Consider the following 21031-nt stretch of genomic DNA (forward strand, 5'->3'; position numbering starts at 1 on the left):
GCATTAAAAATAATTATAGTGAAAAAGGACTTTATTACAAAGTTATCATAGAAGTGTCACATAAAACAGAATTCACCAAATAATGAAAATGTTTCGAAACGAATCAGCTTCCCTCCCCGATGAAGGCATTGAAGCAGCCGCGCATCGAACCGAGCATCCCCGTATAATCCAATGCCGCGTTGCCCGCGCGCGCCTCCCATTCCATTTTTTCGGCCAGCTTGGTCATGCTGTCGAAACGGAAATTGCTGCTGGAACCCTTGATCGAATGGGCAAGCAGCGTCACCTGTTTGAGATCTTCCGCGTCAATGGCCGCCTCGAGCTCCTCAAAACTGCTCTGCATCTTTTCGCGGTAGACGCCCAGCAGCATCTGCAGCTGCGCTTCGGTGACCTGCAGGATCTCGCGCAGCTCCTTGTGCTCTGGGAGCACCGTCTCCGGGGCCGTCTCCTCGGCGGCGGCATCTTCCGCGCGGGGGATGAAACGTTCGAGCGAACTGATCAGCGTTGCCATCCGGATCGGCTTGCCGAGGAAGTCGTCGTAGATGCGCCGCTGTTCGATCCCCCCGAGCACGTTTGCCGTCAGGGCGATGATAGGCAAGTGCTGCCGCCCCTCGCGGTTTTCGATGTGCCGCATCGCCTGGACGGCATCCCGTCCGTTCATGACCGGCATCTGTTCATCCATCAGTACAAGGTCGTAATGTTCCGTCCGCATCCGTTTGAGCGCTTCCGCACCGTTGCCGACGATCTCGTAGCTGACACCGAGGTTGCCCAGCAGCGTGCCGATCAGCTCCTGGTTCGCTTCGTTGTCCTCCGCGACGAGCAGGTGGGCGTTGAAACGCACCCCGGCAGTATCCGCCCTCGGCTCCGGCTCCGTATCCCCCATCAGCGCCGTCTCGATCACCTCCTGGAGTTTTGAGCAGTACAGGGGCATGACGAGCGGCGTCACGCCGCTGATGTTCTCATAGGTGTCGTAGGGCGCATCCATCAGCGCCACCTTGGGCGACCCCTCCGCCAAGAGCGCCTTGCGCTGCGCCTCTCCGACACAGTGCTCCGAGAAAAAGAGCAGATCGTAACTGCCGTCCAGCGCTTCGACCGATTTGATTTTCACGCCGAAGCTCTGCAGATAGCGCATCAGGGAGGCCGCCATCGTATCAAACTTCTGTTCGGGGCAGTAGAGAGCGAGCCGGTGCTTGCGGATACACTCAAGGTCCGTCAGAAGCGGCCGGGTCTCATCCCCCACGATGACGGGGAGGGTAAAGGTGAACGTGCTCCCGATCCCGGGGTGCGAATGCAGCGTGATCTCCCCGCCCATATGCCGCACAAGCTGGGCGCTGATGGAGAGGCCAAGACCCGTGCCTCCCACCCCGGGAAGATCCTCGTTCCTGGCCTGGGAAAAGGGGTCGAAAATGTAGTGCTGGTCTTTGGCCGCGATGCCAATGCCCGTGTCAATGACGCTGATGCTGATGCGCCCCTCGGTGTAGAAAGCCTCCACGGTGATTTCTCCCCCCGGCGGGGTGAACTTGATGGCGTTGCTGAGCAGGTTCGAGATCACCTGCTGGATCCGCAGCGGGTCGGCGATCAGCTCGTAAGGAATGCGCGGATCGATGAAGCTTGTCAGCGTCAGATGCTGCTGGTTGACGCTGGGCACGAAGAGCTCCAGGGTGTGGCTGATGGTGCTGTGCAGGTTGAAAGGGGCCGGCTCGACGGTGAATTCGCCGCTGCGTAGTTTGGAGAAGTCGAGGATGTCGTTGATGATGCTCAGCAGGTTCTCGCCGCTGCTGTAGATGATGTCGAGGTAGCGGCGGTCCTTGACCGTCTGCGCCTCGTCCTTGAGCAGGGCGACAAAGCCCAGGATGGCGTTGAGCGGCGTTCGGATCTCGTGGGACATGTTGGAGAGAAAATACTCCTTCGCCTCTCCCGCCGCGATCGCCTCCTCCTTGGCAACGACGAGGTCGGTTACCTCGTAGCTGATCGCCATGTACTCCGTCACCGCATTGTGGGTATCGGTGATGGGAACGACCGTCGTATCGATATAGAAGGTGCTTTCATCCTTCGCTCTTCCTTTGATCGTCCCTTTGAACACCCCCTCCTCGCCGATGGCCGCCGCGAGGCGGTTGAAAAAGTTCCCCGGCATGTCGGGGTGGTAGAGCATCGTGTGGGGGCTGCCGACCAGCTCCTCCTGGCTGTAGCCGCAGATACGGGTCAGTTTCGCATTGGCATAGGTGATCGTCCCCTGCGCATCGGTCTTGGCGACGATGGCGCTCTCATCGATGGCGCGCCGGTACTCTTCGAGCAGTTTGACGTTGCGCTCGATCTCCCGCTCTTTCTGGTAGATCGTCTCGGTATAGCGCTTGAGCACCCCGGAGAAGTTGAGGTCGAAAACATAGCTGATCTCGTCGTAGACCTCCTGGGAGTTCACTCCGAGCTCGTAGGAGATGTCCACCATCGCGCGGCGGAAATGGCTGCAGAGCATAAAGAGTTCGTCAGAGGTCACCTCGTTGTCTTTGAGGTATTCGAGCAGTTCCGCCATGACCGGGCAGTCGCCGATCTGCATCTCGCCCCGGATGACCATTTCGAAATAGTCGTAGACCCCCGAGGCGTACTGGCGGATAAAAAAATCGGTTTCGATCCCGTGGCGCTTCAGCACCGATTCGGCCGTCTCATAGGAGACCCAGCGCTGCAGAATCGTCGCCTTGGCCTCCTTGAAACGGTCAATGACCCGTCGAAGCTGCGGAACGGACGGCATGCGCTCCTCCTGCGATGTTTAAATGAAAAAAATTGATTTTAGCATATTGAGGGAAACGGTCAAGCCTAAGGGAGCACCCAGGCGAAAACGCCGACGGCGAGCAGGGCGAGCTGCCCCAACGCGATCCCCGCGGTACCGATGATATTTCCGGTCTGGCAGCTGGTGCACTGCTTGTACTTTTTCGCCTCGTACTCGGCGTAGAAAAAGTAGGCAATGATCAATACGAAGATCAGCCCGAGGGCGGCCATGTCCGCCACGGCAATGGTCTGCACCGTCGCCGCTTCGACGGTAAACGGCGCAATGAAGCTGAGCAGGACGCCGAGCATCACGAGCCGGTAGGCTTTCTTGATGTAGTCGCGCACAAAGACCGTCGGGCAGCTGCCGCTCTTTTCCCCTGGCATCCGGCTCTCTTTGACAAGTCCCTGATCCAGATAGGCGTCAATCTGCTGCCGGACCGCCTTGGGGACGCGGTCGACGAAGGTGCTGCCGAAGGCGTAATCGAGCTGGTGCTGGAAGGTCCGTGCCAGTTCCCCCTCCACGTCGCGCGAATGCATCGCTCCCGTCTCATCCTCGTAGATGACTGTGAGGGAGGTGTAGCGCTCCACTTCCGCCGTAAAGTCGTAATAGGTCGAACGCTCCACCGCGGCCGCTTTCCCCTTCTCTTTGAGAAAGCGGGCGTTGATGTAGGGGGTGTATGCGTCCTCCTCTTTGAGGACAATGACGTTGTACTGGATGCCGATCTGGATGGCGGAGAGGGCATCGAGGCCGTTGGCCTCCATCGTGTCGGTCATATCTGCGATAATGTCTTTGAGGGTCTCGTTGAAAAAACGGACATTACCGGAAATAAGACGTATGCGCGGGTCAGGGTATTTGAGCAGAGGTTGGATCATTGATGGATTCTTTAAAGTGGTTGAGTTACTGACGTGACGGCCCGAGGGCCGCAGGTGTTATCCGTGGCTTTTACGGACGACGATGATCATCTTGATGTTGATGATCACAAAGCGGATGAACTGCCAGATTTTGCACGTACGCATCATCCGGGCGAAACGGCCCGGGATCATTGAGGTGTTAAACTTGTCGTTCAGCGCGAAATTCACTTCTTCTTGTCTCATATCTATGTTCCTCCTTTCTTATTCCGGAATCAGCGTCCAGCCCGGCTTGAGCTTCGCTTTGTAGATAAAGAGGTAGTGCAGGATATGCTTGATCCAGTGTCCTGCCAGACCGATCTCACCGAAGGTGTAGTCCGTATCGCGGCCCGTACCCGGGTACTTGTCGAAGTCCGGTACGACCGGGTAAACGGTCATTGCCGCCGCCTGGCCGTTGAGCCACCCTTTACCGGCGGAGGCGACACAGGCTGCGCCCATCTCAGCCATGGAGGCTTCGTGCAGGTGCGCGTTCTCACCCCGCGTCATCAGGTCGACGACGGAGTGCGCAACGGCCTTGCCCATAATACCCGAAGGCATACCCGTCCGCGGCGGTGTCGGGTTGATCACCGTGCCGTTGGGCGATTTCATCGGTTTGGAGATGATATGCGGCGGTGCGAACGCGATACCGGCGGCGAACATGTTCTTGTACGTCGGGTTCTGGTAGGTACGCGGCCAGTCGCTCGCTTTCCACTCTTCATACGGTTTCGGCGTGTAATCCGCGTCAACCTTCATGAAGCCGTTCGGCGCGAAGACCGTATCGGTGATCTCTTCGCCCGCTTTGTTATAGGCTTTGAGACCGACACCCGCAAACGGCGGGATCAGCATCGCGAAGTCAAAATTCTCTTCGCCGGTGGAACCGTCAAGCAGTTCGTAACCGACTTTGCCTTTTTCAACGTTGTTGACGTGCGCACCGATCACATAATCGACGCCGCGTTCGGCAAAGAGGGATTCGGTAAAGATACGGGAGCTGACGACGTAACCGCCGACTTTCATATGCAGACCACCCATACCGAAGTCACCGAGGAACGATTCGTTGGAGATCCACTTGATCTCTACGTTATCGCGGATCCCCGCCTTGCGCGCTTCGTGTTCGATGTTAAAGATATACTCAAACGCCGCGCCCTGGCAGGTACACATACCATGCCCTGTCCCGACGAGGATCTTCTGCTTTTCGCCCGCTTTCGCTTTTTCAAAGATCTTGTTCAGCTCTTCGCTCGCATGCACGGCGTGATCAGCGGTACAAACGGAAACGGTGTTCTCACCGATCTCGCTGCCCTCACCCAGGCCCGGGGTCGCACCGAAGTTCAGTTTCGGCCCCGTGGCGTTTACCAGATAGTCAAAAGTGACATCTTCATTCTCGCCGGCTTTATCCTGGCCGGTATACTCAATCGTCACAAAAGGCTTGTCCGAATTCGCATCCCCCTCGGGATTGATTGAGACCGCTTTCGCTTGTTTATAGGTGATACCTGCTTTCGCATATACCGGTGCCAGATCGAAAGTGACATCATCTTTTGTCATCTCTCCTACGCCAACCCAGATGTTCGACGGAATCCAGTTCCATTTGGAATTCGGTGTCACAACGACGACTTCATGCTCTTTACCCAACCACTTTGCGGCGAATGTTGCCGCCGTATGGCCGGCAACACCGCCGCCGAGTACGACTAATCTTGCCATGCTTACTCCTTCTCATCTCATCGTAAAAACTAACGAAGATTTTAGTGCAAAAAAATACATTCATGACAATTCTACGACCCAGGAGTCACAAAATTATCACTTTGATAAGTTCTGCTTAACTTATTCTCTAACATGTTTCATAAATTTACATTTAATCTTTAAGGAAAATGACGAAGAAATGAATAAAATAATCATTAATTATAATTATTCTAATTTTATCTTATTTTAATTTTGACGATAGTACTATTCATTTTCACCATTTTCATCGTCAAAGGAATAGAATGACAACTTTCGGAAAACTCACAACCTCCGCACTGCTGGGCCTTGGCCTCCTTACTTCTGCACTGCACGCCGATGCAGGAAAAGGCCAACGCCTCTATCAGAAAAAGCTCAAAGAGACCTGCGGTATGACCGGTGCCGTCTTCGCGGCAAAGCATACGCAGATGGAGTGGGAAGAGGCCAAAGAGAACGGCAATCTTGCCGAAATGATGACCGAAGCCTGTCCCGAAGGCAAAAACTTTTTTGAAAGCGACAAGTTCGAAAGCAAATTCAAAGAGCACCTCTACGATTTCGTGCACGACTTTGCAAGCGACAGCGGCAACATCCCCTCTTGCTGATCGCCCGCCCCTTTCCCCGGAGGGCGTTATCCTCCGGACCCCTCGCCGATAACCCGTTTAACACCAAAAGGAAAACCATGCGAAAAACCCTCCTTTCGACTGCGGCACTGACGCTGTTCTCCAGCGCGCTTCTTGCCGATGATGCATCGATGCAGGCAGAGATCGACGCCCTGATGCAAAAAGTGGAAAAACTCGAGAAGCAGCAAAAGCGCACCAACAAGAAACTGAGCCAGGTCAATGCGCAGAGCGCCAACGACAACATCAAGTTCGGCATCGACTTCAGAAATGCCGTCGACGTCATCGACTACCGCAACAATGAGAGCGACACCTATGCCACCAACCCCTCCTTGCTCTCCAGCCGCCTCTACCTCACCATGGGCGCGGCGCCGATGAAGGGATTGACCTTCCAGGGCAAACTCGCCGTCTATGCTACCTGGGGCAGCCATCTTTACGTGACCGACCCGGCACTGAAAGACTGGGCGGCCAGTTCGAAAGCCTCCGATACCGTCATGCGCGTCAAGGAAGCCTATTTTGTCTACTCCGACGAGCTCGGCGGACAGCCGATCAGCGTCTCGGTCGGCCGGCGCCCCTCCACCAACGGCTTCCTCGCCAACTACCGGGAGAACGAAACCGATCCCGGCTCCCCGCTCGCGCACATCACCAATATGGAAGTCAACGGGGCCATGGTCCGTCTCGACTGGGGCCGCTTCATCGACGGGGCCTATACCAAATTCGTCTTCGGCCGCGCGCACAGCGGCGAGATGCAGGACATCTACGGCGACGTATCGGGCGCGCGCACGCCCTATGCCTTGAGCGGCGGTGACGTCAATACGACGCTCGAAGACACCAGCGTCGACTTCCTCGTCATACCGGGGAATGCCTATGATGACGGGCAGTACCAGGTGATGTACCAGTGGGCGCACATCTTCAATACCAAAGGCCGAAAGCTCGACGGGAACATTCCCAAAGCGGCATCCGGGACGGCCGACCTCTTCTCCGTCGGTCTGAAGGTCACCGGCATCGGCGAAGAGATCAGCGACTTCCTGGATGAGACGACCCTCTTCGTTTCCGGTGCGTATACGCACTACGACGCCAAGAACGGTTACACGCTCATAGGCTCTTCCGACGGCGGCGTGCGCAGCGGCAGCTCCGTCTGGGCCGGGGTCATCATCCCGGACATGCTCACCGAGCGCGGCAGACTCGGATTTGAATACAACCGGGGTTCAAAGTACTGGACGCCGATGACCTGGGCGGAAGATACGGCAATAGGCTCGAAAATCGCCGTGCGCGGCAGTGCCTATGAAGCGTACTGGAACTTCGACCTCTTCGGCGTCAAATACCTGCCGTCGCAGATCCGCTACACCTATGTCCAGCATGACTATACGCCCAATATCAACTGCGCCGGATGGTTGGCGCCGGTTGAAACAGATATCACGGCGACCGACCTGCGTTTTGCCGTCAGCTACCGATACTGATCATCCCGTCTATACGACACCCCTGCCGTTTTGGCGGCAGGACCATAAGGAGTGGAATAAATGAATATGAAAAAACGGTTTAACAACCCGGAGCCGAAAACGCCTTCGGTCAACCTGTCGCGCCGCGAAGCGCTCAAACTGATGGGGATCTCCCCTATTGCCGCCGGGGTGCTCGCTTCCGCCGGAAGCGGCAGCGTCAACGAAGCCCGCGCCTCCGGTGCGAAGGGCAAAATCGTCATCGTCGGCGGGGGTGCGGGCGGTATCATGGCGATGGCGCGTCTGCACCGCGCCCTCTCCAATCCCGACATCACCCTGATCGCCCCGAACGAAAAACACCTCTACCAGCCGGGGCAGGTCTTCATGGCCGCGGGCGAATACACTTATGACGACATCGTCAAAGAGAACCGGGAGTTCATCCCCGACGACGTCAACTGGATCAAGGACGAGGTCAAAACCTTCGACCCGGACAATAACAGGGTTATCACCCGTGCCGGCGAGGAGGTCTTCTACGACTATCTCGTCGTCGCGACGGGCCTGCAGTACCATTATGAATGGATCGAGGGTCTGAGCGCGGAGATGATCGGCCAAAACGGCATCTCCAGCGTCTATCTGAACGACCCGGAAAAGGGAACGGCCGACGGCGGTTCGATCACCTGGGAGTGGTTCAACGCCCTCAAAGCCGCGGCCAAAACGGGCAATCCGAAGGTCATCTGCACCCAGCCGGCCACCCCGATCAAGTGCGGCGGCGCCCCGCAGAAGATCCTCTACCTCAGTGACGACTTCCTCAAGCGCGACGGTCTCAGCGCGGAGTTCACCTTTGCGACAAACGGCGGCAGCCTCTTCGGGGTGCCGGAAGTGGACAAGACCCTGGTCGAAGAGGTACAGCCGCGCTACGGCAATATCACGAACAAATTCGGCCACAACCTCGTCGCCATCGATGCCGCCGGCAAAGTCGCGACCTTCGAACACAAATACGAGGTCCAGGGCGAGTACGACGAGGACCTCGAAGAGTACGATATGATCACCAAGGTCGACCGCGTGGAAATGCCCTATGACTTTATCCACATCGTCCCGCCGATGAGCGCGCCGGACGCCGTCGCCTCCTCGCCGCTGGGGTGGCAGAAAGGCTCCGCCAAGGGATGGCTCGAAGTCGACCGCTACACCCTCCAGCACCTGCGCTACCCCAATGTCTTCGGTATCGGGGACGTCTGCGGCATCCCGCTGGGCAAAACGGGCGGGAGTGCGCGCCACCACGGGCCGATCATGGTCGCCAACCTCCTGGCGCAGATGGAAGGCAAGGAACCCAAAGAGAAGTTTGACGGCTATACCGTCTGTCCCCTCAAAACGCAGTATGGTAAAATCATCCTGGCCGAGTTCGACTACGACGGTGCCGCGCCCTCCTTCCCGCTCGCCGTCGGCGAGCAGCGCTGGGCATGGTGGGCCTTTGACCTGTACATGCTCAAACCGATGTACTGGTACCTGATGATGCGGGGGCTGATGTAGCAGATGCGTAAACCGATGCTAAGAGAGGGTGCGATCTTCGCGCTGCTGCTTATCGCATTGTCACTGCTTCTGCACCCGGACCTGCTCAGCGATCCGGGCACGCGTCTTTCGCACATGACCGGGAGGGGGAACTACATCCACCCCCTGGTCTATACCCTGTTTGTCTATCTTGTCGTGCTCCTGCTGCGGGGGGTGATCCGCCTGTTCGCACGCTTCTTCCGCCGCAGCGGCAGCGCAGACTGAACGCTTTTATCCCGCCAGAATCTTTCCGACGATCTCGTAAACGTTTTTCGAAATACCCCGGTGCGCCTGCACCTTCTCCAGCGCATCGCGCATCTGGGCACGGCTGTGCGCGTTCAGACGGTTATAAGTCTTGAAAGCACCGGAAAGCCCCGCTGCGATCATCGGGTTGATCGCATCCAGGGCGATGATCTGCTCCGCGACGAAAGCGTAGCCGCTGCCGTCATAGGCGTGGAAGTGGTACGGATTGCGGGCGAAGCTGCCGATCAGCGAGCGCACGAGGTTCGGAACTTTGATGTTGAAGACCTCATCCTCCATCGCCGCGCGTACCCGTGAAAGCGTATCGGGCTGCGGGGAGGAGGCGATGACACTGAAGTACTTCGTCATCACCAGCATGTCGCTGCTGTAGCGCTCATAAAAGTCGCGCATCGGCACCTCCGCCGCCTCCGGTGCCCCGTGGTGCAGCAGCTGCAGCGCAGCCAGGCGGTCCGTCATCGTATGACTCTCTTCATACTGTGCCATTGCGCTGTCGATGCTCTCGGCGTCCTGCTGTGCCATCAGGTATCCGAGAAGCCGGTTTTTCAGCGCGCGCGCCCCGATGCTCTCCGCTTCGAGCCCCATATGTGCCGGACGGTGCAGGAGTGCGTAGAGATGGCGCATCGTCGCTTCGCAGGCAACGGCGATCTCGCGGCGTAGGGCGTCGGAGGCTTCCAGGATGGCATGGACGTCGACGGTCTGCTGCGTCTGCATCAGCATCGTCACCGTCGGCAGGGAGAGCAGCTGCGCCTTGAACTGCAGGTCAAGGGACTCATCTTCGAGGATATGCTTGAAGCTCTCAAGGAACTGCGGGCTGACCGCCTCCCCGCGCATCATCGCCTCCAGGGTCGAGCGTGCAAAGGACTGGGCCGCTTCGTAGCGGACGAACCCGTCGCTATCAAAGCGCATCAGGTTCATCACGTCCTCCTGGGGGTACTCCATGACAACCGGGGCGCCAAAGTGGCGGTTGAGCGACAGCGCGGGCTCGCTGGCCAGCCCGCCGAAGGTGAAGCTCTCCTCGTCGCGGGTAATGAGCAGGATCCCCCGCTCCAGCAGCGGCTGTGCCCCGGTATCGCCCTCAAGCTGCAGCGGGAGTTCCTCGCCCGCATGCCCGAGCAGCGCGAGACGCAGCGGCATGCAGTAGGGCTGCTGCTTCCGGCCGTCCACCGCGTCGGGAACGATCTGCTCGAGCTTCAGCGTCAGCCGGCCCGACGCCGGATCGTAGGAGTGCTCTGCGCAGAGCGAGGGGGTACGTTCCTGGGAGTACCATAGCGCGAACTGTGCGAGGTCGATCGGGCTGTACTGCTGCATCGCCCAGAGAAAATCCTCCGTGCGCACGGCCTGGCCGTCGAAGGTCTCGAAGTAGAGGTCCATGGCCGCGCGCCACTTCGCCTCCCCCAGGATCGTGTGAAGCATGCGAATCACTTCCGAACCCTTCTCATACACCGTCGCCGTGTAGAAGTTGTTGATCTCGATGTACTGTTCGGGTTTGATGGGGTGTGCGGTCGGACCGGCATCCTCGGGGAACTGCCGCTCGCGCAGCATGTCAACGTCCCGGATGCGCTGCACGACCTCGGACTGCATGTCGGCGCTGAAACTCTGGTCCCGGAAGACGGTGAGCCCCTCTTTGAGGGTCAGCTGGAACCAGTCGCGACAGGTGATGCGGTTCCCCGTCCAGTTGTGGAAATACTCGTGGGCGATGACGCTCTCGATGCCCAGGAAGTCGGCATCCGTCGCCGTCTCCTCGTCGGCCAGGACGTAGTGCGAATTGAAGACGTTGAGCCCCTTGTTCTCCATCGCCCCCATGTTGAAGCTGTCCACGGCGACGATGTTGTAGACGGAGAGGTCGTAGCTGCGGCCGTAGGTCTCCTCGTCCCAGCGCATCGACGCCTTGAGCGAACGCATCGCGTGGTCAGCGCGCGGCTCGTTGCCCTTGTCGACATAGATGTGCAAGGCGACCTCGTTGCCCTCCGCCGTCGTAAAGTTGTCGCTGATGCGGCCCAGGTCCCCGGCCACGAGGGCAAAGAGGTAGGAGGGCTTCGGAAAGGGGTCTTTCCAGAGGGCGTAGTGGCGCCCGTCGGGGAAACTCCCCTCCTCTTCCAGGTTCCCGTTGCTGAGCAGCACCGGGCAGACGGACTGCTCCGCGATCACCTTGACGGTGAAGACGCTCATATTGTCGGGGCGGTCGATAAAGTAGGTGATGCGGCGGAAGCCGTGGGGTTCGCACTGGGTGCAGTAGATGCCCCCCGAACGGTAAAGCCCCTCCAGGGCCGTATTCTTGTCCGGATAGATCTTCGTGACCACCTGCACCGTCGCCTCGGCACCCGGGTCGAAGAGCGTCAGCGTCTCTTCGTTCCGTTCGTAGGCGTCCGTGGGGATCTTCACGTCATCGACCTTGACGCAGAGCAGCTCCAGGTCATCGCCGTCGAGCAGCAGCGGGACCGGAACATCACCGCGGCGCTTGATCGCCATGCGGTTGATCACCAGGGTATGCTCTTCGAAAATCTCGAACGTCAGTTCCGTACTCAGGATGTGGTATGCCGGGGCTTCATACTCTTTCAGATAAATCGTTTTGGGTTGGGACATGCTTTTTCCGTTTCTCGTAAATAGGCTGTGCAATCTTAACGTAGGCAGACCTGAACCCTATTTAAGAACATTACGTTCCATTTTGGGGTAAGATTGAGGATACCAACAGAAACAAATAGCGAAGGGGAGTTCTTGAGAATGAAAACGACACACACTTTTGCACGGCAGCCTATTTTGGATACCGAAAAGAACATCTACGGCTATGAGTTTTATTACCGCAACAATGTCGGCGAAAGCGGCTTCGAGAACGCCCGGGCCGCGACCGCCTCCCTGCTCGTGGCGCTGCTCAACCAGATCGGGTTGCAAAAAGCCTCCGAGAACCGCCCGCTCTTTATCAACATCGATTCGTCGGTCCTGCTGACGGACCTCCTGCTGGCGGTCCCGCCGAAGCTGTTTGTTTTCGCCCTCCCTGCCGACGCGCAGCTGGGAACCCGGGAGGCGGAGGTCCTCAGAAAACTGCATCACAGCGGCTACCGCTTCGCCCTTGAGAACATTGACACGCAGCAGGGGCTCACCGGCGTTTACGACGTCCTGCTTCCCTTTATCGATTTCATCAAGATCGACGCCAGTGCCACCGACAACGATCTGCTGCCGAAGATCGTCGATCGCTTCAAAGGCAAACAGCTGGTTGCCGAACGCGTCGAGATCGACGACGTCTTCGATGCCTACCGAGAAAGTGGCTTCCGCTACTTCCAGGGATTTGCCTGCGGTGCGCCTGTCCTGATGGAGTACAACCGTGTCGACCCCAAGCACATGGGAGTCGTCAAGATCTACAACATGCTGCTTGACGGCACCCCCATGGACCAGATCGCCAAGGAGATGCGCAACCACAACGAGCTCTCCATGCAGCTGCTGCAGTACCTGCACTCCCACTCCCTCAACAACCCCTTTCCCAACCGCTCCATCGAGGAGATCATTGTCAAAATGGGCACCGAGCAGCTCAAACATTGGCTCTCGCTGATCATCTTCGCCAAAAGCGGCCAGACAATCCAGGAGGGCAAAAGCCCCCTCTCAAAACTGATGGAGCAGCGCATCGACGTCATGCACTGTACCATCAGCTGCATGCAGAGCGAGGATGAACAGCTCTTTGACAGCGCACGCCTCATGGCCCTGATCTCCCTGATGGAACCGGTCCTCGGCCTCCCCCTCAAAGCGGCGCTCTCCGGACTGCCGGTCGACAACCATATCGAAGACGCCCTGCTGCTGCATTCGGGCCGCCTCGGGAAGATCTTCGGCCTGGCCCTGGCCCTGGAAAAAGATGACGCCGCCTCGGTACGCCTGCTGATGGACGAGCTGGGGCTGGAGCCGGAGATTCTCCCGACACTGAAAAACATGATCAAAATGTAAATGCGCCTCTTTCTCGCCCAGGCGGCGACGCTTTACGACTACCCCGGTATCCAGGCAGCCTTCACCCCCTGTATGCGGGGCCGGTGGCGCCCGGAATCCTCCCTGCACGCGACACTGCTCTTCCTGGGGGATCGCTTCCCTCCCGAAATGGTCATCGACCTTGTCCGCCGCTGCGATCTCCCCATGGCCGATGCCTATATCAAAGGGATTGAACGCTTTTCCCACAACCGCATCCTTTATGCCGCGAGCGAGCACCCGACACTGGTGGAGGGGCACCGGATGCTCAGCAGCGCTTTTGAAATGCAGCCCCACGGGCACTACATCCCCCACGTCACCCTGATGCGCTACAAAAAGATCGAGACGGCATGTTTCGAAAAGGAGAAGACGACTGCCGAGGCGGTCATTGCGGGGAAAATAGAAGGGGGGTTAAAACTGATGCGCAGCACGTTGACGCCCGCCGGCTCCGTCTACGACACTCTTTACGCGTTCTGAGCGCAGCGCGCCTCGATCGCCTCGACCGATTTGGCCACCGCAACACTGAGGTTTTCGCAGCCGCTCTCCGTCACGAGGATATCGTCCTCGATCCGGATGCCGATGCCGCGGTACTTTTCAGGCAGCGACTCGTCACCCTCCGGCAGGTAGAGCCCCGGCTCGATGGTGAGCACCATCCCGGGTGCCAGGGGCAATTCGTTGCCCTCCGCGTCGTGGTAGGGTGCCTGGTCGTGCACATCTATGCCCATCCAGTGGCCGATGCCGTGGGGGAAGTACTTTTTGTGCGCTTTCGCCTCGATCAGCGCGTCCACCTCCCCCTGCAATATTCCCAGCGCAACCATCTTCTCGCAAAGCATCCATTCGGCGTTTTTCTGCAGTTCGCTCTTGAGAAGCCCCGGCCCGATCTGGGCAATGACGGCGACCTGCACCTCCAGGACCGCCTCGTAAACCTCCCGCTGGGCCTCGCTGAAACGGCCGTCGACGGGGAAGGTCCGGGTGATGTCCGTGGCGTAGTGGCGGTATTCGCACCCCGCGTCGATGAGGACAAGGTCCCCCGCATTAAGCGGCGCATCGTTTTTGATGTAGTGGAGGGTATTGGCATGGTCCCCGCCGGCGATGATGGTCGTGTAGGCGTCGCTGTAGGCGCCGTTCTTTGTGAACATGTACTCATACTCCGCCTGGAGCGCATACTCCATCATCCCGGGGGTACAGACCGCCATGGCGTGGTGATGCGCCGCCGCCGTAATCTCCAGTCCCGCACGGATCGTGGCGATCTCCTCTTCGCTCTTGAGCAGCCGCATCTGCCGCACCATCTGCGTGACGTCGATCATCTGTGACACCGGCCGCTTCGTATCCCGCTTGTGGCGCAGTGTGTCCGCCGCATTCCGGGCGCTCTCGAAGCGCTCGTCCGCGCCGAAAATATCGCCGTAGAGCCGCGGCAGGTTCTGCAGCAGTTCGGGCAGCTTCTCCTCGAACTGCTCGACGGAATAGACCTCGTCGAAGTCAAAATGCTCCTTCGCCGCGTCGACACCCGTGCGCTTGCCCGTCCAGAGCTCCATCTCCTCGACTTTCGGCTGGACAAACAGTATGCTCTTGTTTGTGTCGCCGCCCTTGACAAGCACGAGCGCGGCATTGTCCTCCTCAAAACCCGTCAGGTAGAAAAAATCGCTGTTTTGCCGATAGGGGTATTCCGTGTCGTTGGAGCGGGTCTTCAGGGTCGCGGTACCGAGCACGGCAGCGCCCTCTTCCATCTGTGCCAAGAGCCGGTCACGCCTCTGTTTATAGGTCAATTCGTTCATGCCGTAATTGTAGCCCGTTTCGCTATAATTGCACAACTTTTACGGCGCAAAAAGCGGGCAGTCGCCCGCGGCCGCCCGGACAATACACTAACCAGGGACCCAGATGATCGACCTCAAACTGCTTCAAAAAGATTTCGAAAACGTCAGTGCCGCGCTGATGCGCAAAAAGGTCAGCCCCGACCTGATCGACGAACTCCGCACACGCAACGAAGCCCTCAAAAAAGCCAAAGTAGCTTTCGAAGAGGTGCAGGCGGCCCAGAACGAGATGAGCCGCCTTTTCGGGCAGTATAAAAAAGAGGGCAAGGATATCGCCGAGCTCAAGGCGAAGGTCGACGCGAACAAGCTCCGCATCGGCGAACTGCAGGAGGCGCAGCGCGAGGCCGAAGCTGCCCTCGACAGCCTCGCGATGGGGATCCCGAACATGCCCGATGCCGACGTCCCGGACGGCGAAGACGAAAACGACAACGTCGAGATCGCCAAAATCCTCGAACCGCGCCACTTCGCTTTCACCCCGAAAGAGCACTGGGAGCTGGGGGAAGCCAACGGCTGGATCGACTTCGAACGCGGCGTCAAGATCGCTCACAGCCGTTTTGCCGTCATGCACGACATGGGTGCGCGCCTGGAACGCGCCCTCATCAACTTCATGCTCGACTTCAACCGCGAACGCGGCTTTACGGAGATGAGCGTGCCCGAACTCGTCAACAGCCGCGCGCTCGAAGGTACCGGCCAGCTGCCGAAGTTCGAAGAGGACCTTTATAAGACTGAGGAGGAGGATCTCTACCTCGTCCCGACGGCCGAGGTGCCGCTGACGAACCTCTACCAGGACGAGATCATCCCCGAAGAGGCCTTGCCGATCAAGATGACGGGACACACCGCCTGTTTCCGCAAGGAGGCGGGCTCCGCCGGGCGCGACACCCGCGGCATCATCCGTCAGCACCAATTCAGAAAGGTCGAACTCGTCAGCATCACCAAGGCCGATGACAGCGACCGCGTCTTCGACGAGATGGTGGCCTGCGCCTCCGACCTCCTCAAGGCACTCGAACTCCCCCACCGCCTCGTCACGCTCTGTACCGGCGACCTCGGCTTCGGTGCGGCAAAGACGATCGACCTCGAAGTGTGGCTCCCGGGACAGAACACCTACCGCGAGATCAGTTCCGTTTCCAACACCCGCGACTTCCAGGCCCGCCGGGCAAAGATTCGCTACAAAGAGGGCAAGAAGAACGTCCTCGCCCACACGCTCAACGGTTCCTCCCTCGCCGTCGGCCGCACGATGGTCGCCATCATGGAAAATTTCCAAAATGAAGACGGCTCCATCGAGATCCCGCAGGTCCTGCACAAATACCTCTAAACCGGCGCACCCTGCGCGCCGACACCCCTAAGCCAGCGCTTCCTTTTCGCGGTAGAACATCCAGGTCTGGATCACGCCCCTGAAGAGGAAGAAAAGCATAAAATTAATCCAGAGCGCATCGGTAAAATCGATCTCCTTCGTCAGGTAAAAAAAACCGAGGAAAAGTGCCGTGGAGTAGAGGATGGCATTGCGCAGCGCCCTTGCTGCCGTCATCCCGATAAAGACCCCGTCCCAGATAAAGGCGGCGAAGCTCAGCAGCGGTATGGCAACGACGTAGGGCATGAAGGGGAGCGTCGCGTCGATAATGGGTTGCTGATCCGTGTAGAGGTGCAAAATAGCCCCGCCGAAAAGGCCGTAAAAAAGCATATAGAGCAGGCTGAAGCCGACGCCCCAGGCGAAGAGGTAGCGGATGACGCGGTGAAAATCCCCCCACTCCTTTGCTCCGTAATAACGGCCGACGAGGGACTCCGCCGCGTTGGCGAAACCGTCGAGACTGTAGGAGAACCAGACGACGAACTGCAATAGAAGGATCATCACCGTCAGGGTCTGCTCGCTCTCTTTGGCCGCCTGGGCGTAGAAAAACGCAAAGACGAAGGTCAGCGCCGTCGTGCGGATGAAGATATCCTTGTTGACATGCAGGAAACGCCCCAGTTCGCTGCGCTGCAGCATCGCCGCAACACCGTAGGGATGCAACCGCGCTTTGTATTTGAGCAGAAACACCGCGGCCAGTATTAGTCCGGCATACTGGGCGATGAGCGTGCCGTACGCCGCCCCCTCTATCCCCCAGCCAAGCTCCATAACGAAGTAGTAGCTGAGCACGATATTGACGAGGTTGATGCAGAGGGTGACCGCGAGCGGGATCACGGCATTCTGCATCCCGAAGTACCACCCCGTCAGCGCATAGAGCATCAAGACCGCCGGCGCCGTCCAGATGCGCAGCTCGAAGTAGCGCATCGCCTCCTCGCTGTACCCCGCACCGACGTTCATCAGCTCAAACGCGGTGGCGGCCAGCGGCCCCCGAAAGAGTAACAGCAATCCCGCAAACAGCAGCGTCACAAGCAAGGCGCGGTAAAGCGTCAGGGAGATACCCCGCGTATCGTGTGCTCCGAAGGCTTGCGCGGTCATGCCCGTCGTTCCCATGCGCAGGAAATTGAGCGAACCGTAGAGGAAAACGAAGATCATGCTCACCAGCCCCAGCGCCGCGAGTTCGGCGCTTCCCTGGTGCCCCATCAGCATCGTATCGACCGCCGAGACCAGCGGCACGGAGATATTGCTGATGATGTTCGGGATCGCGAGGGAGAGTATCTTTTTGTTCATGGGCTCGGCAGTGTCGGTGGTATGACGGCGCTATTGCAATATGGGTGCCAGGACACCCGGTTACTTTTTATGCCGGTGCCGGTATTTGCGCAGCAGGGTATAGCGCTGGTAGAAGAACCAGGTAGCGCGCAGCGGTCCGTAAAGAATGTAGATCGTAAACATCAAGGCGACGCCCTCGATGGGGTAGAGGAAGATCAGCGAAGCCGCCACCAGCAGCGCCACCAGAACACGCTTGACGTGCATCGCGTGCATATCAATCTTTTTGAAACTGGGGTAACGGATGTTGCTGACCATCAGCAGCGCCGTGACAAGCGCTCCGGCCAGGATAATCCAGCCGTAGGCGGCATGCCCCCCGTATTTCGTGAACAGCAGCACAAGCACGGCCGAAAAAGTGGCTGCGGTCGGAATCGGCACCCCGATGAAGACCGAGGGTTCCGTCTGGGCGGTCATCACGTTGAAACGGGCGAGACGTATCGCGCCAAAGATGACGAAAAGCGCGCTCACCAGCACCCCGAAACGCCCGTACTCGTGCCCGGCATAAAGGTAGATGAGCATCGCCGGTGCGGCACCGAAGGCGATGATGTCGGCCAGGGAGTCGAACTCGGCGCCGAAGCGGCTGCAGGTGTTGGTCAGGCGGGCGACGCGGCCATCAAGCCCGTCAAAGATCAGGGAGAGGAGGATCATCCACGCGGCAAACCCGAAGCGTCCCTGCGTGGCGGCGATCATGCTGTAGACGCCGGCGAAGATGCTTGCGGCGGTAAAGAGGTTCGGAAGCAGAAAAGCGAGTGAGCGCGACGGTGCGGCCATGAATTACCTCATATACCCCAGCAGGGTCTGGGTGGCGTAGACCCGCTCACCCGGGTTGACGGCGACCCGCGTCGAGGCCGGCAATGTGAGGCGTGTCACCCCATGGGTCAGTACGCCGTAGCGTTCGCCCCGCATGCGGCGCTTCCCGGGAAGATTAGTGTCGATCAGGAGCGCAAAGGGGGTGAGCATCAGGATATGCGTCAGAGTGACGCTCCGCCCCTCTTCGTCCTCAAACACGATCGCCCCCCGTTCATTGAGCGTTTCAAAAAGGGGAGAGCGGCGTGCCAGCCGGCTCCCCCGGGTCACCGTCTCGAAAGAGGGCACCCCTTCCACAAAAGGGACGGTCAGCAGCGCCGCATCGAACCACCCTGTTTCGATCTCGACCGAAACGCTGCCGTCGGGAAGGGTATCGATTGCCGTCACTCTTCCGTCGCAGGGCGCAGTCACGCTCCCTTTTTCAAAATAGGCCGCCGTCCGGGCGGGTTTGCGGTATTTCCACAGCAGATACCCCGCGGCGGCAATAAAGAACCACGACATGAGCTCCCAATCGAAAAGTGCGCAGAGGAGGGCCGCAGCCGCGGCGATGCCTATTGGCTTCCATCCCTCTTTGACGATCAGGTCTCTCAGGGCGTTCATGACCGTTCCGTGCCGTCCTCAGGCATCGCAGAGGCCTGCGACATATCTTCGGAGACTTCACGGTCGGCTTTGGCCGCCGCCGTTTCGTCCAGCAGAGTTTCCATGCCGTTGGCCGTTTCGAACGCCTGGATAATCTCGCGCACCTCGGCCCCGGTAATGTTCTCGCGTTTATACAGCAGGGAGACCATATCCTCGATCGCACCGCGGTAGGTCTCCAGGCGCGCTTTGACGTCCGTATAATGCTCTTCGAGCGTCTGCTTGATAAAGGCGTCCATATCCTGCGCCATCTTCTCGCTGTATTCGCGGGCCTGGCTCATCCCGCCGCCGAGGAAGGTGCTGCGCTGGCGCTCGAGGACCATCAGGCCCGCGACATCGCTCATGCCGTACATCTGTACCATGGCCTTGATGATGTCGGTGGCACGTTCGAGGTCGTTGCTCGCCCCCGTCGAGATCTCGCCGATAAAGACCTCTTCGGCCGCGCGGCCGCCCAGCAGGACGTCGACCTCGGCGAACAGTTCGTGCTTCTGCGCCAGGTACTTGTTCTCCTCGGGCGTATTGAGGGTATACCCCAGCGCCGCAAGGCCGCGCGGAACGATGGAGACCTTGGAAACCTTCTTCGCCCCCTTCGTCGTCTCTGCCAGCAGGGCGTGGCCGCTTTCGTGGTAGGCAACGATGCGCTTCTCTTTCTCGTCGATGCGGCGGCTCTTCTTCGCCAGGCCGGCGATGGCGCGCTCGACCGATTCGCGGATATCGCGCTGGTGGACGCTTTTCTGGCTCTTGCGGCCCGCGAGCAGCGCCGCCTCGTTGATGATGTTGGCAAGGTCCGCCCCCGCCAGACCGGCGGTCAGGCGCGCGATCTCTTCAAGGTCGACGTCCTCGTCGATCTTGATCCCTTTGACATGGACCTTCAGGATCGCGATACGCCCCTCGTAATCGGGTTTGTCGACAAGCACCTGGCGGTCGAAACGGCCCGGGCGCAGGAGCGCGGGGTCGAGGACCTCCGGGCGGTTTGTCGCGGCAAGGATGATAATCGGCGTGTCGGTGCTGAAACCGTCCATCTCGGCGAGCAGCTGGTTCAGCGTCTGCTCGCGCTCGTCGTTGCCGCCCATCATGCCGCCGGCGGCACGGCTCTTACCGATGGCGTCGATCTCGTCGATGAAGATGATGGAGGGGGCGTCTTTCTTCGCCTGTTCGAAGAGGTCGCGGACCCGCGCGGCACCGACCCCGACGAACATCTCGATAAAGCTCGAGCCCGAAACGGAGAAGAACGGCACGTCCGCTTCGCCCGCAACGGCCTTAGCCAGAAGGGTCTTACCCGTCCCCGGGCTTCCGACCAGCAGAACCCCTTTGGGGATCTTGGCACCCAGTTCGACGTAGCGCTCCGGGTAGCGGAGGAAGTCGACGATCTCATGGACCTCCTCTTTGGCCTCTTCCGCCCCGGCGACGTCCTCAAACTTCGTCTTGGGCTTTTCGGAGTTCACAAGCTTCTTGGCGTTGCCCATGCCGAGAATGCCGCCGCCCATGTTTTTTTGCATGCGGCCCGCCATGAACATCCAGATGGCGATGATGATCAAAAACGGCAGCAGCCATCCGAACATCTCCGTAAACCAGTTGGATTCGGAGAAGCCGCTATAGTCGATCTTCTCTTTATCCAGCAGCGGTACGAGGGTATCGTCGTTAGCGACTTTGCGCGCCGTATAGGTGATCTTCTGACCGTTCTGCTCACCCAGGGCGCGGATGTAGGACTGGCCTATCGCCACTTTGGAGATGCTCTTGCTCTTGATGAGATCCTTCAGTTCGGAGTAGCTGACCTCCTGCGTCTTGCTGACGCTCTGTCCCATGACGCCGTTGCCGCCCTGTTCCCCGATAAGGGCTTTGAAGATCAGAATGACGACGACCGAAAAGATCGCGAAGGTGATCAGCGGGTTCTGGTTAAAAAAGTTCTTGTTATTGTTATCTTGGTTGTTATCTTGTTGCGCCATAAAA

Annotated in this window: 17 protein-coding genes; 7 read left to right on the plus strand and 10 right to left on the minus strand. The window is 58.8% G+C overall.

Features of this window, described 5'->3' with window-relative positions; genetic code table 11:
* Positions 1 to 103: 103 nt before the first annotated feature.
* From WCX72_RS10245 to WCX72_RS10260, 4 genes are all read right to left on the minus strand, one after another.
* On the minus strand, positions 104 to 2743 hold the full coding sequence (locus WCX72_RS10245) for an ATP-binding protein (protein WP_345969684.1): 2640 nt from the start codon (positions 2741 to 2743) through the stop codon (positions 104 to 106).
* Positions 2744 to 2808: 65 nt separating this feature from the next.
* On the minus strand, positions 2809 to 3633 hold the full coding sequence (locus tag WCX72_RS10250; protein ID WP_231018947.1) for a peptide deformylase: 825 nt from the start codon (positions 3631 to 3633) through the stop codon (positions 2809 to 2811).
* Positions 3634 to 3690: 57 nt separating this feature from the next.
* Positions 3691 to 3855, minus strand: a complete 165-nt coding sequence (locus WCX72_RS10255) for a hypothetical protein (RefSeq protein ID WP_231018948.1) — start codon at positions 3853 to 3855, stop codon at positions 3691 to 3693.
* A gap of 18 nt (positions 3856 to 3873) precedes the next feature.
* Positions 3874 to 5343, minus strand: a complete 1470-nt coding sequence (locus WCX72_RS10260; RefSeq protein ID WP_231018949.1) for an FAD-dependent oxidoreductase — start codon at positions 5341 to 5343, stop codon at positions 3874 to 3876.
* Positions 5344 to 5624: 281 nt separating this feature from the next.
* Here WCX72_RS10260 and WCX72_RS10265 point away from each other — a divergent pair, with 281 nt between their 5' ends.
* The 4 genes from WCX72_RS10265 (at position 5625) to WCX72_RS10280 (ending at position 9181) form a co-directional block, all read left to right on the plus strand.
* Positions 5625 to 5960 (plus strand): cytochrome C, encoded by a 336-nt coding sequence (locus WCX72_RS10265; RefSeq protein ID WP_345969685.1) that lies wholly within the window; start codon positions 5625 to 5627, stop codon positions 5958 to 5960.
* A gap of 77 nt (positions 5961 to 6037) precedes the next feature.
* Entirely contained in the window at positions 6038 to 7435 is a 1398-nt protein-coding gene (locus tag WCX72_RS10270; protein ID WP_345969686.1) for a DUF3373 family protein, read from the plus strand.
* A gap of 66 nt (positions 7436 to 7501) precedes the next feature.
* Positions 7502 to 8938: an FAD/NAD(P)-binding oxidoreductase gene (locus tag WCX72_RS10275; RefSeq protein ID WP_345969687.1), complete on the plus strand. Its 1437-nt coding sequence runs from the start codon at positions 7502 to 7504 to the stop codon at positions 8936 to 8938.
* Positions 8939 to 8941: 3 nt separating this feature from the next.
* Positions 8942 to 9181, plus strand: a complete 240-nt coding sequence (locus WCX72_RS10280) for a hypothetical protein (protein ID WP_345969688.1) — start codon at positions 8942 to 8944, stop codon at positions 9179 to 9181.
* Positions 9182 to 9187: 6 nt separating this feature from the next.
* Here the strand turns inward: WCX72_RS10280 and pepN are convergent, their stop codons facing one another.
* The gene (gene pepN / locus WCX72_RS10285; protein ID WP_345969689.1) at positions 9188 to 11800 is read right to left on the minus strand and encodes an aminopeptidase N; all 2613 of its coding nucleotides are present in this window, start codon (positions 11798 to 11800) and stop codon (positions 9188 to 9190) included.
* Between the two features lie 138 nt (positions 11801 to 11938).
* Between pepN and WCX72_RS10290 the strand changes: the two genes are divergently transcribed.
* Both WCX72_RS10290 and WCX72_RS10295 read left to right on the plus strand, forming a co-directional pair.
* Positions 11939 to 13147 (plus strand): EAL domain-containing protein, encoded by a 1209-nt coding sequence (locus WCX72_RS10290; RefSeq protein WP_345969690.1) that lies wholly within the window; start codon positions 11939 to 11941, stop codon positions 13145 to 13147.
* A complete protein-coding gene (locus tag WCX72_RS10295; RefSeq protein WP_345969691.1) occupies positions 13148 to 13639 on the plus strand; it encodes a 2'-5' RNA ligase family protein in 492 nt (163 codons plus the stop codon).
* Here WCX72_RS10295 and WCX72_RS10300 read toward each other — a convergent pair.
* A complete protein-coding gene (locus tag WCX72_RS10300) occupies positions 13627 to 14937 on the minus strand; it encodes an aminopeptidase P N-terminal domain-containing protein (RefSeq protein WP_345969692.1) in 1311 nt (436 codons plus the stop codon). The genes WCX72_RS10295 and WCX72_RS10300 overlap by 13 nt on opposite strands.
* Positions 14938 to 15040: 103 nt before the next feature.
* Here WCX72_RS10300 and serS point away from each other — a divergent pair, with 103 nt between their 5' ends.
* Positions 15041 to 16285 carry a serine--tRNA ligase gene (gene serS, locus WCX72_RS10305; protein WP_345969693.1) on the plus strand — a complete coding sequence of 415 codons (1245 nt, stop codon included), beginning with the start codon at positions 15041 to 15043 and terminating at the stop codon, positions 16283 to 16285.
* Positions 16286 to 16312: 27 nt separating this feature from the next.
* Here the strand turns inward: serS and WCX72_RS10310 are convergent, their stop codons facing one another.
* From WCX72_RS10310 to ftsH, 4 genes are read right to left on the minus strand one after another with little or no spacing between them, the layout of a single operon-like run.
* Entirely contained in the window at positions 16313 to 17602 is a 1290-nt protein-coding gene (locus tag WCX72_RS10310; RefSeq protein ID WP_345969694.1) for an MATE family efflux transporter, read from the minus strand.
* Between the two features lie 60 nt (positions 17603 to 17662).
* Positions 17663 to 18409: a CDP-diacylglycerol--serine O-phosphatidyltransferase gene (pssA, locus tag WCX72_RS10315; RefSeq protein WP_345969695.1), complete on the minus strand. Its 747-nt coding sequence runs from the start codon at positions 18407 to 18409 to the stop codon at positions 17663 to 17665.
* A gap of 3 nt (positions 18410 to 18412) precedes the next feature.
* Positions 18413 to 19045, minus strand: a complete 633-nt coding sequence (locus WCX72_RS10320) for a hypothetical protein (RefSeq protein WP_345969696.1) — start codon at positions 19043 to 19045, stop codon at positions 18413 to 18415.
* The gene (gene ftsH, locus WCX72_RS10325; RefSeq protein WP_345969697.1) at positions 19042 to 21027 is read right to left on the minus strand and encodes an ATP-dependent zinc metalloprotease FtsH; all 1986 of its coding nucleotides are present in this window, start codon (positions 21025 to 21027) and stop codon (positions 19042 to 19044) included. The genes WCX72_RS10320 and ftsH overlap by 4 nt, the downstream gene beginning before the upstream one ends.
* Positions 21028 to 21031 lie beyond the last annotated feature (4 nt).

It is taken from the genome of Thiomicrolovo immobilis (assembly GCF_039645955.1).
GTDB lineage: Bacteria > Campylobacterota > Campylobacteria > Campylobacterales > Sulfurimonadaceae > Thiomicrolovo > Thiomicrolovo diazotrophicus.

What these genes read in the sequence shown, in the direction of transcription:
- WCX72_RS10245 (WP_345969684.1), bottom strand. Translation starts at nt 2,743, where the DNA reads ATGCCGTCCGTTCCGCAGCTTCGACGGGTCATTGACCGTTTCAAGGAG.
- WCX72_RS10250 (WP_231018947.1), bottom strand. Translation starts at nt 3,633, where the DNA reads ATGATCCAACCTCTGCTCAAATACCCTGACCCGCGCATACGTCTTATT.
- WCX72_RS10255 (WP_231018948.1), bottom strand. Translation starts at nt 3,855, where the DNA reads ATGAGACAAGAAGAAGTGAATTTCGCGCTGAACGACAAGTTTAACACC.
- WCX72_RS10260 (WP_231018949.1), bottom strand. Translation starts at nt 5,343, where the DNA reads ATGGCAAGATTAGTCGTACTCGGCGGCGGTGTTGCCGGCCATACGGCG.
- WCX72_RS10265 (WP_345969685.1), top strand. Translation starts at nt 5,625, where the DNA reads ATGACAACTTTCGGAAAACTCACAACCTCCGCACTGCTGGGCCTTGGC.
- WCX72_RS10270 (WP_345969686.1), top strand. Translation starts at nt 6,038, where the DNA reads ATGCGAAAAACCCTCCTTTCGACTGCGGCACTGACGCTGTTCTCCAGC.
- WCX72_RS10275 (WP_345969687.1), top strand. Translation starts at nt 7,502, where the DNA reads ATGAAAAAACGGTTTAACAACCCGGAGCCGAAAACGCCTTCGGTCAAC.
- WCX72_RS10280 (WP_345969688.1), top strand. Translation starts at nt 8,942, where the DNA reads ATGCGTAAACCGATGCTAAGAGAGGGTGCGATCTTCGCGCTGCTGCTT.
- pepN (WP_345969689.1), bottom strand. Translation starts at nt 11,800, where the DNA reads ATGTCCCAACCCAAAACGATTTATCTGAAAGAGTATGAAGCCCCGGCA.
- WCX72_RS10290 (WP_345969690.1), top strand. Translation starts at nt 11,939, where the DNA reads ATGAAAACGACACACACTTTTGCACGGCAGCCTATTTTGGATACCGAA.
- WCX72_RS10295 (WP_345969691.1), top strand. Translation starts at nt 13,148, where the DNA reads ATGCGCCTCTTTCTCGCCCAGGCGGCGACGCTTTACGACTACCCCGGT.
- WCX72_RS10300 (WP_345969692.1), bottom strand. Translation starts at nt 14,937, where the DNA reads ATGAACGAATTGACCTATAAACAGAGGCGTGACCGGCTCTTGGCACAG.
- serS (WP_345969693.1), top strand. Translation starts at nt 15,041, where the DNA reads ATGATCGACCTCAAACTGCTTCAAAAAGATTTCGAAAACGTCAGTGCC.
- WCX72_RS10310 (WP_345969694.1), bottom strand. Translation starts at nt 17,602, where the DNA reads ATGAACAAAAAGATACTCTCCCTCGCGATCCCGAACATCATCAGCAAT.
- pssA (WP_345969695.1), bottom strand. Translation starts at nt 18,409, where the DNA reads ATGGCCGCACCGTCGCGCTCACTCGCTTTTCTGCTTCCGAACCTCTTT.
- WCX72_RS10320 (WP_345969696.1), bottom strand. Translation starts at nt 19,045, where the DNA reads ATGAACGCCCTGAGAGACCTGATCGTCAAAGAGGGATGGAAGCCAATA.
- ftsH (WP_345969697.1), bottom strand. Translation starts at nt 21,027, where the DNA reads ATGGCGCAACAAGATAACAACCAAGATAACAATAACAAGAACTTTTTT.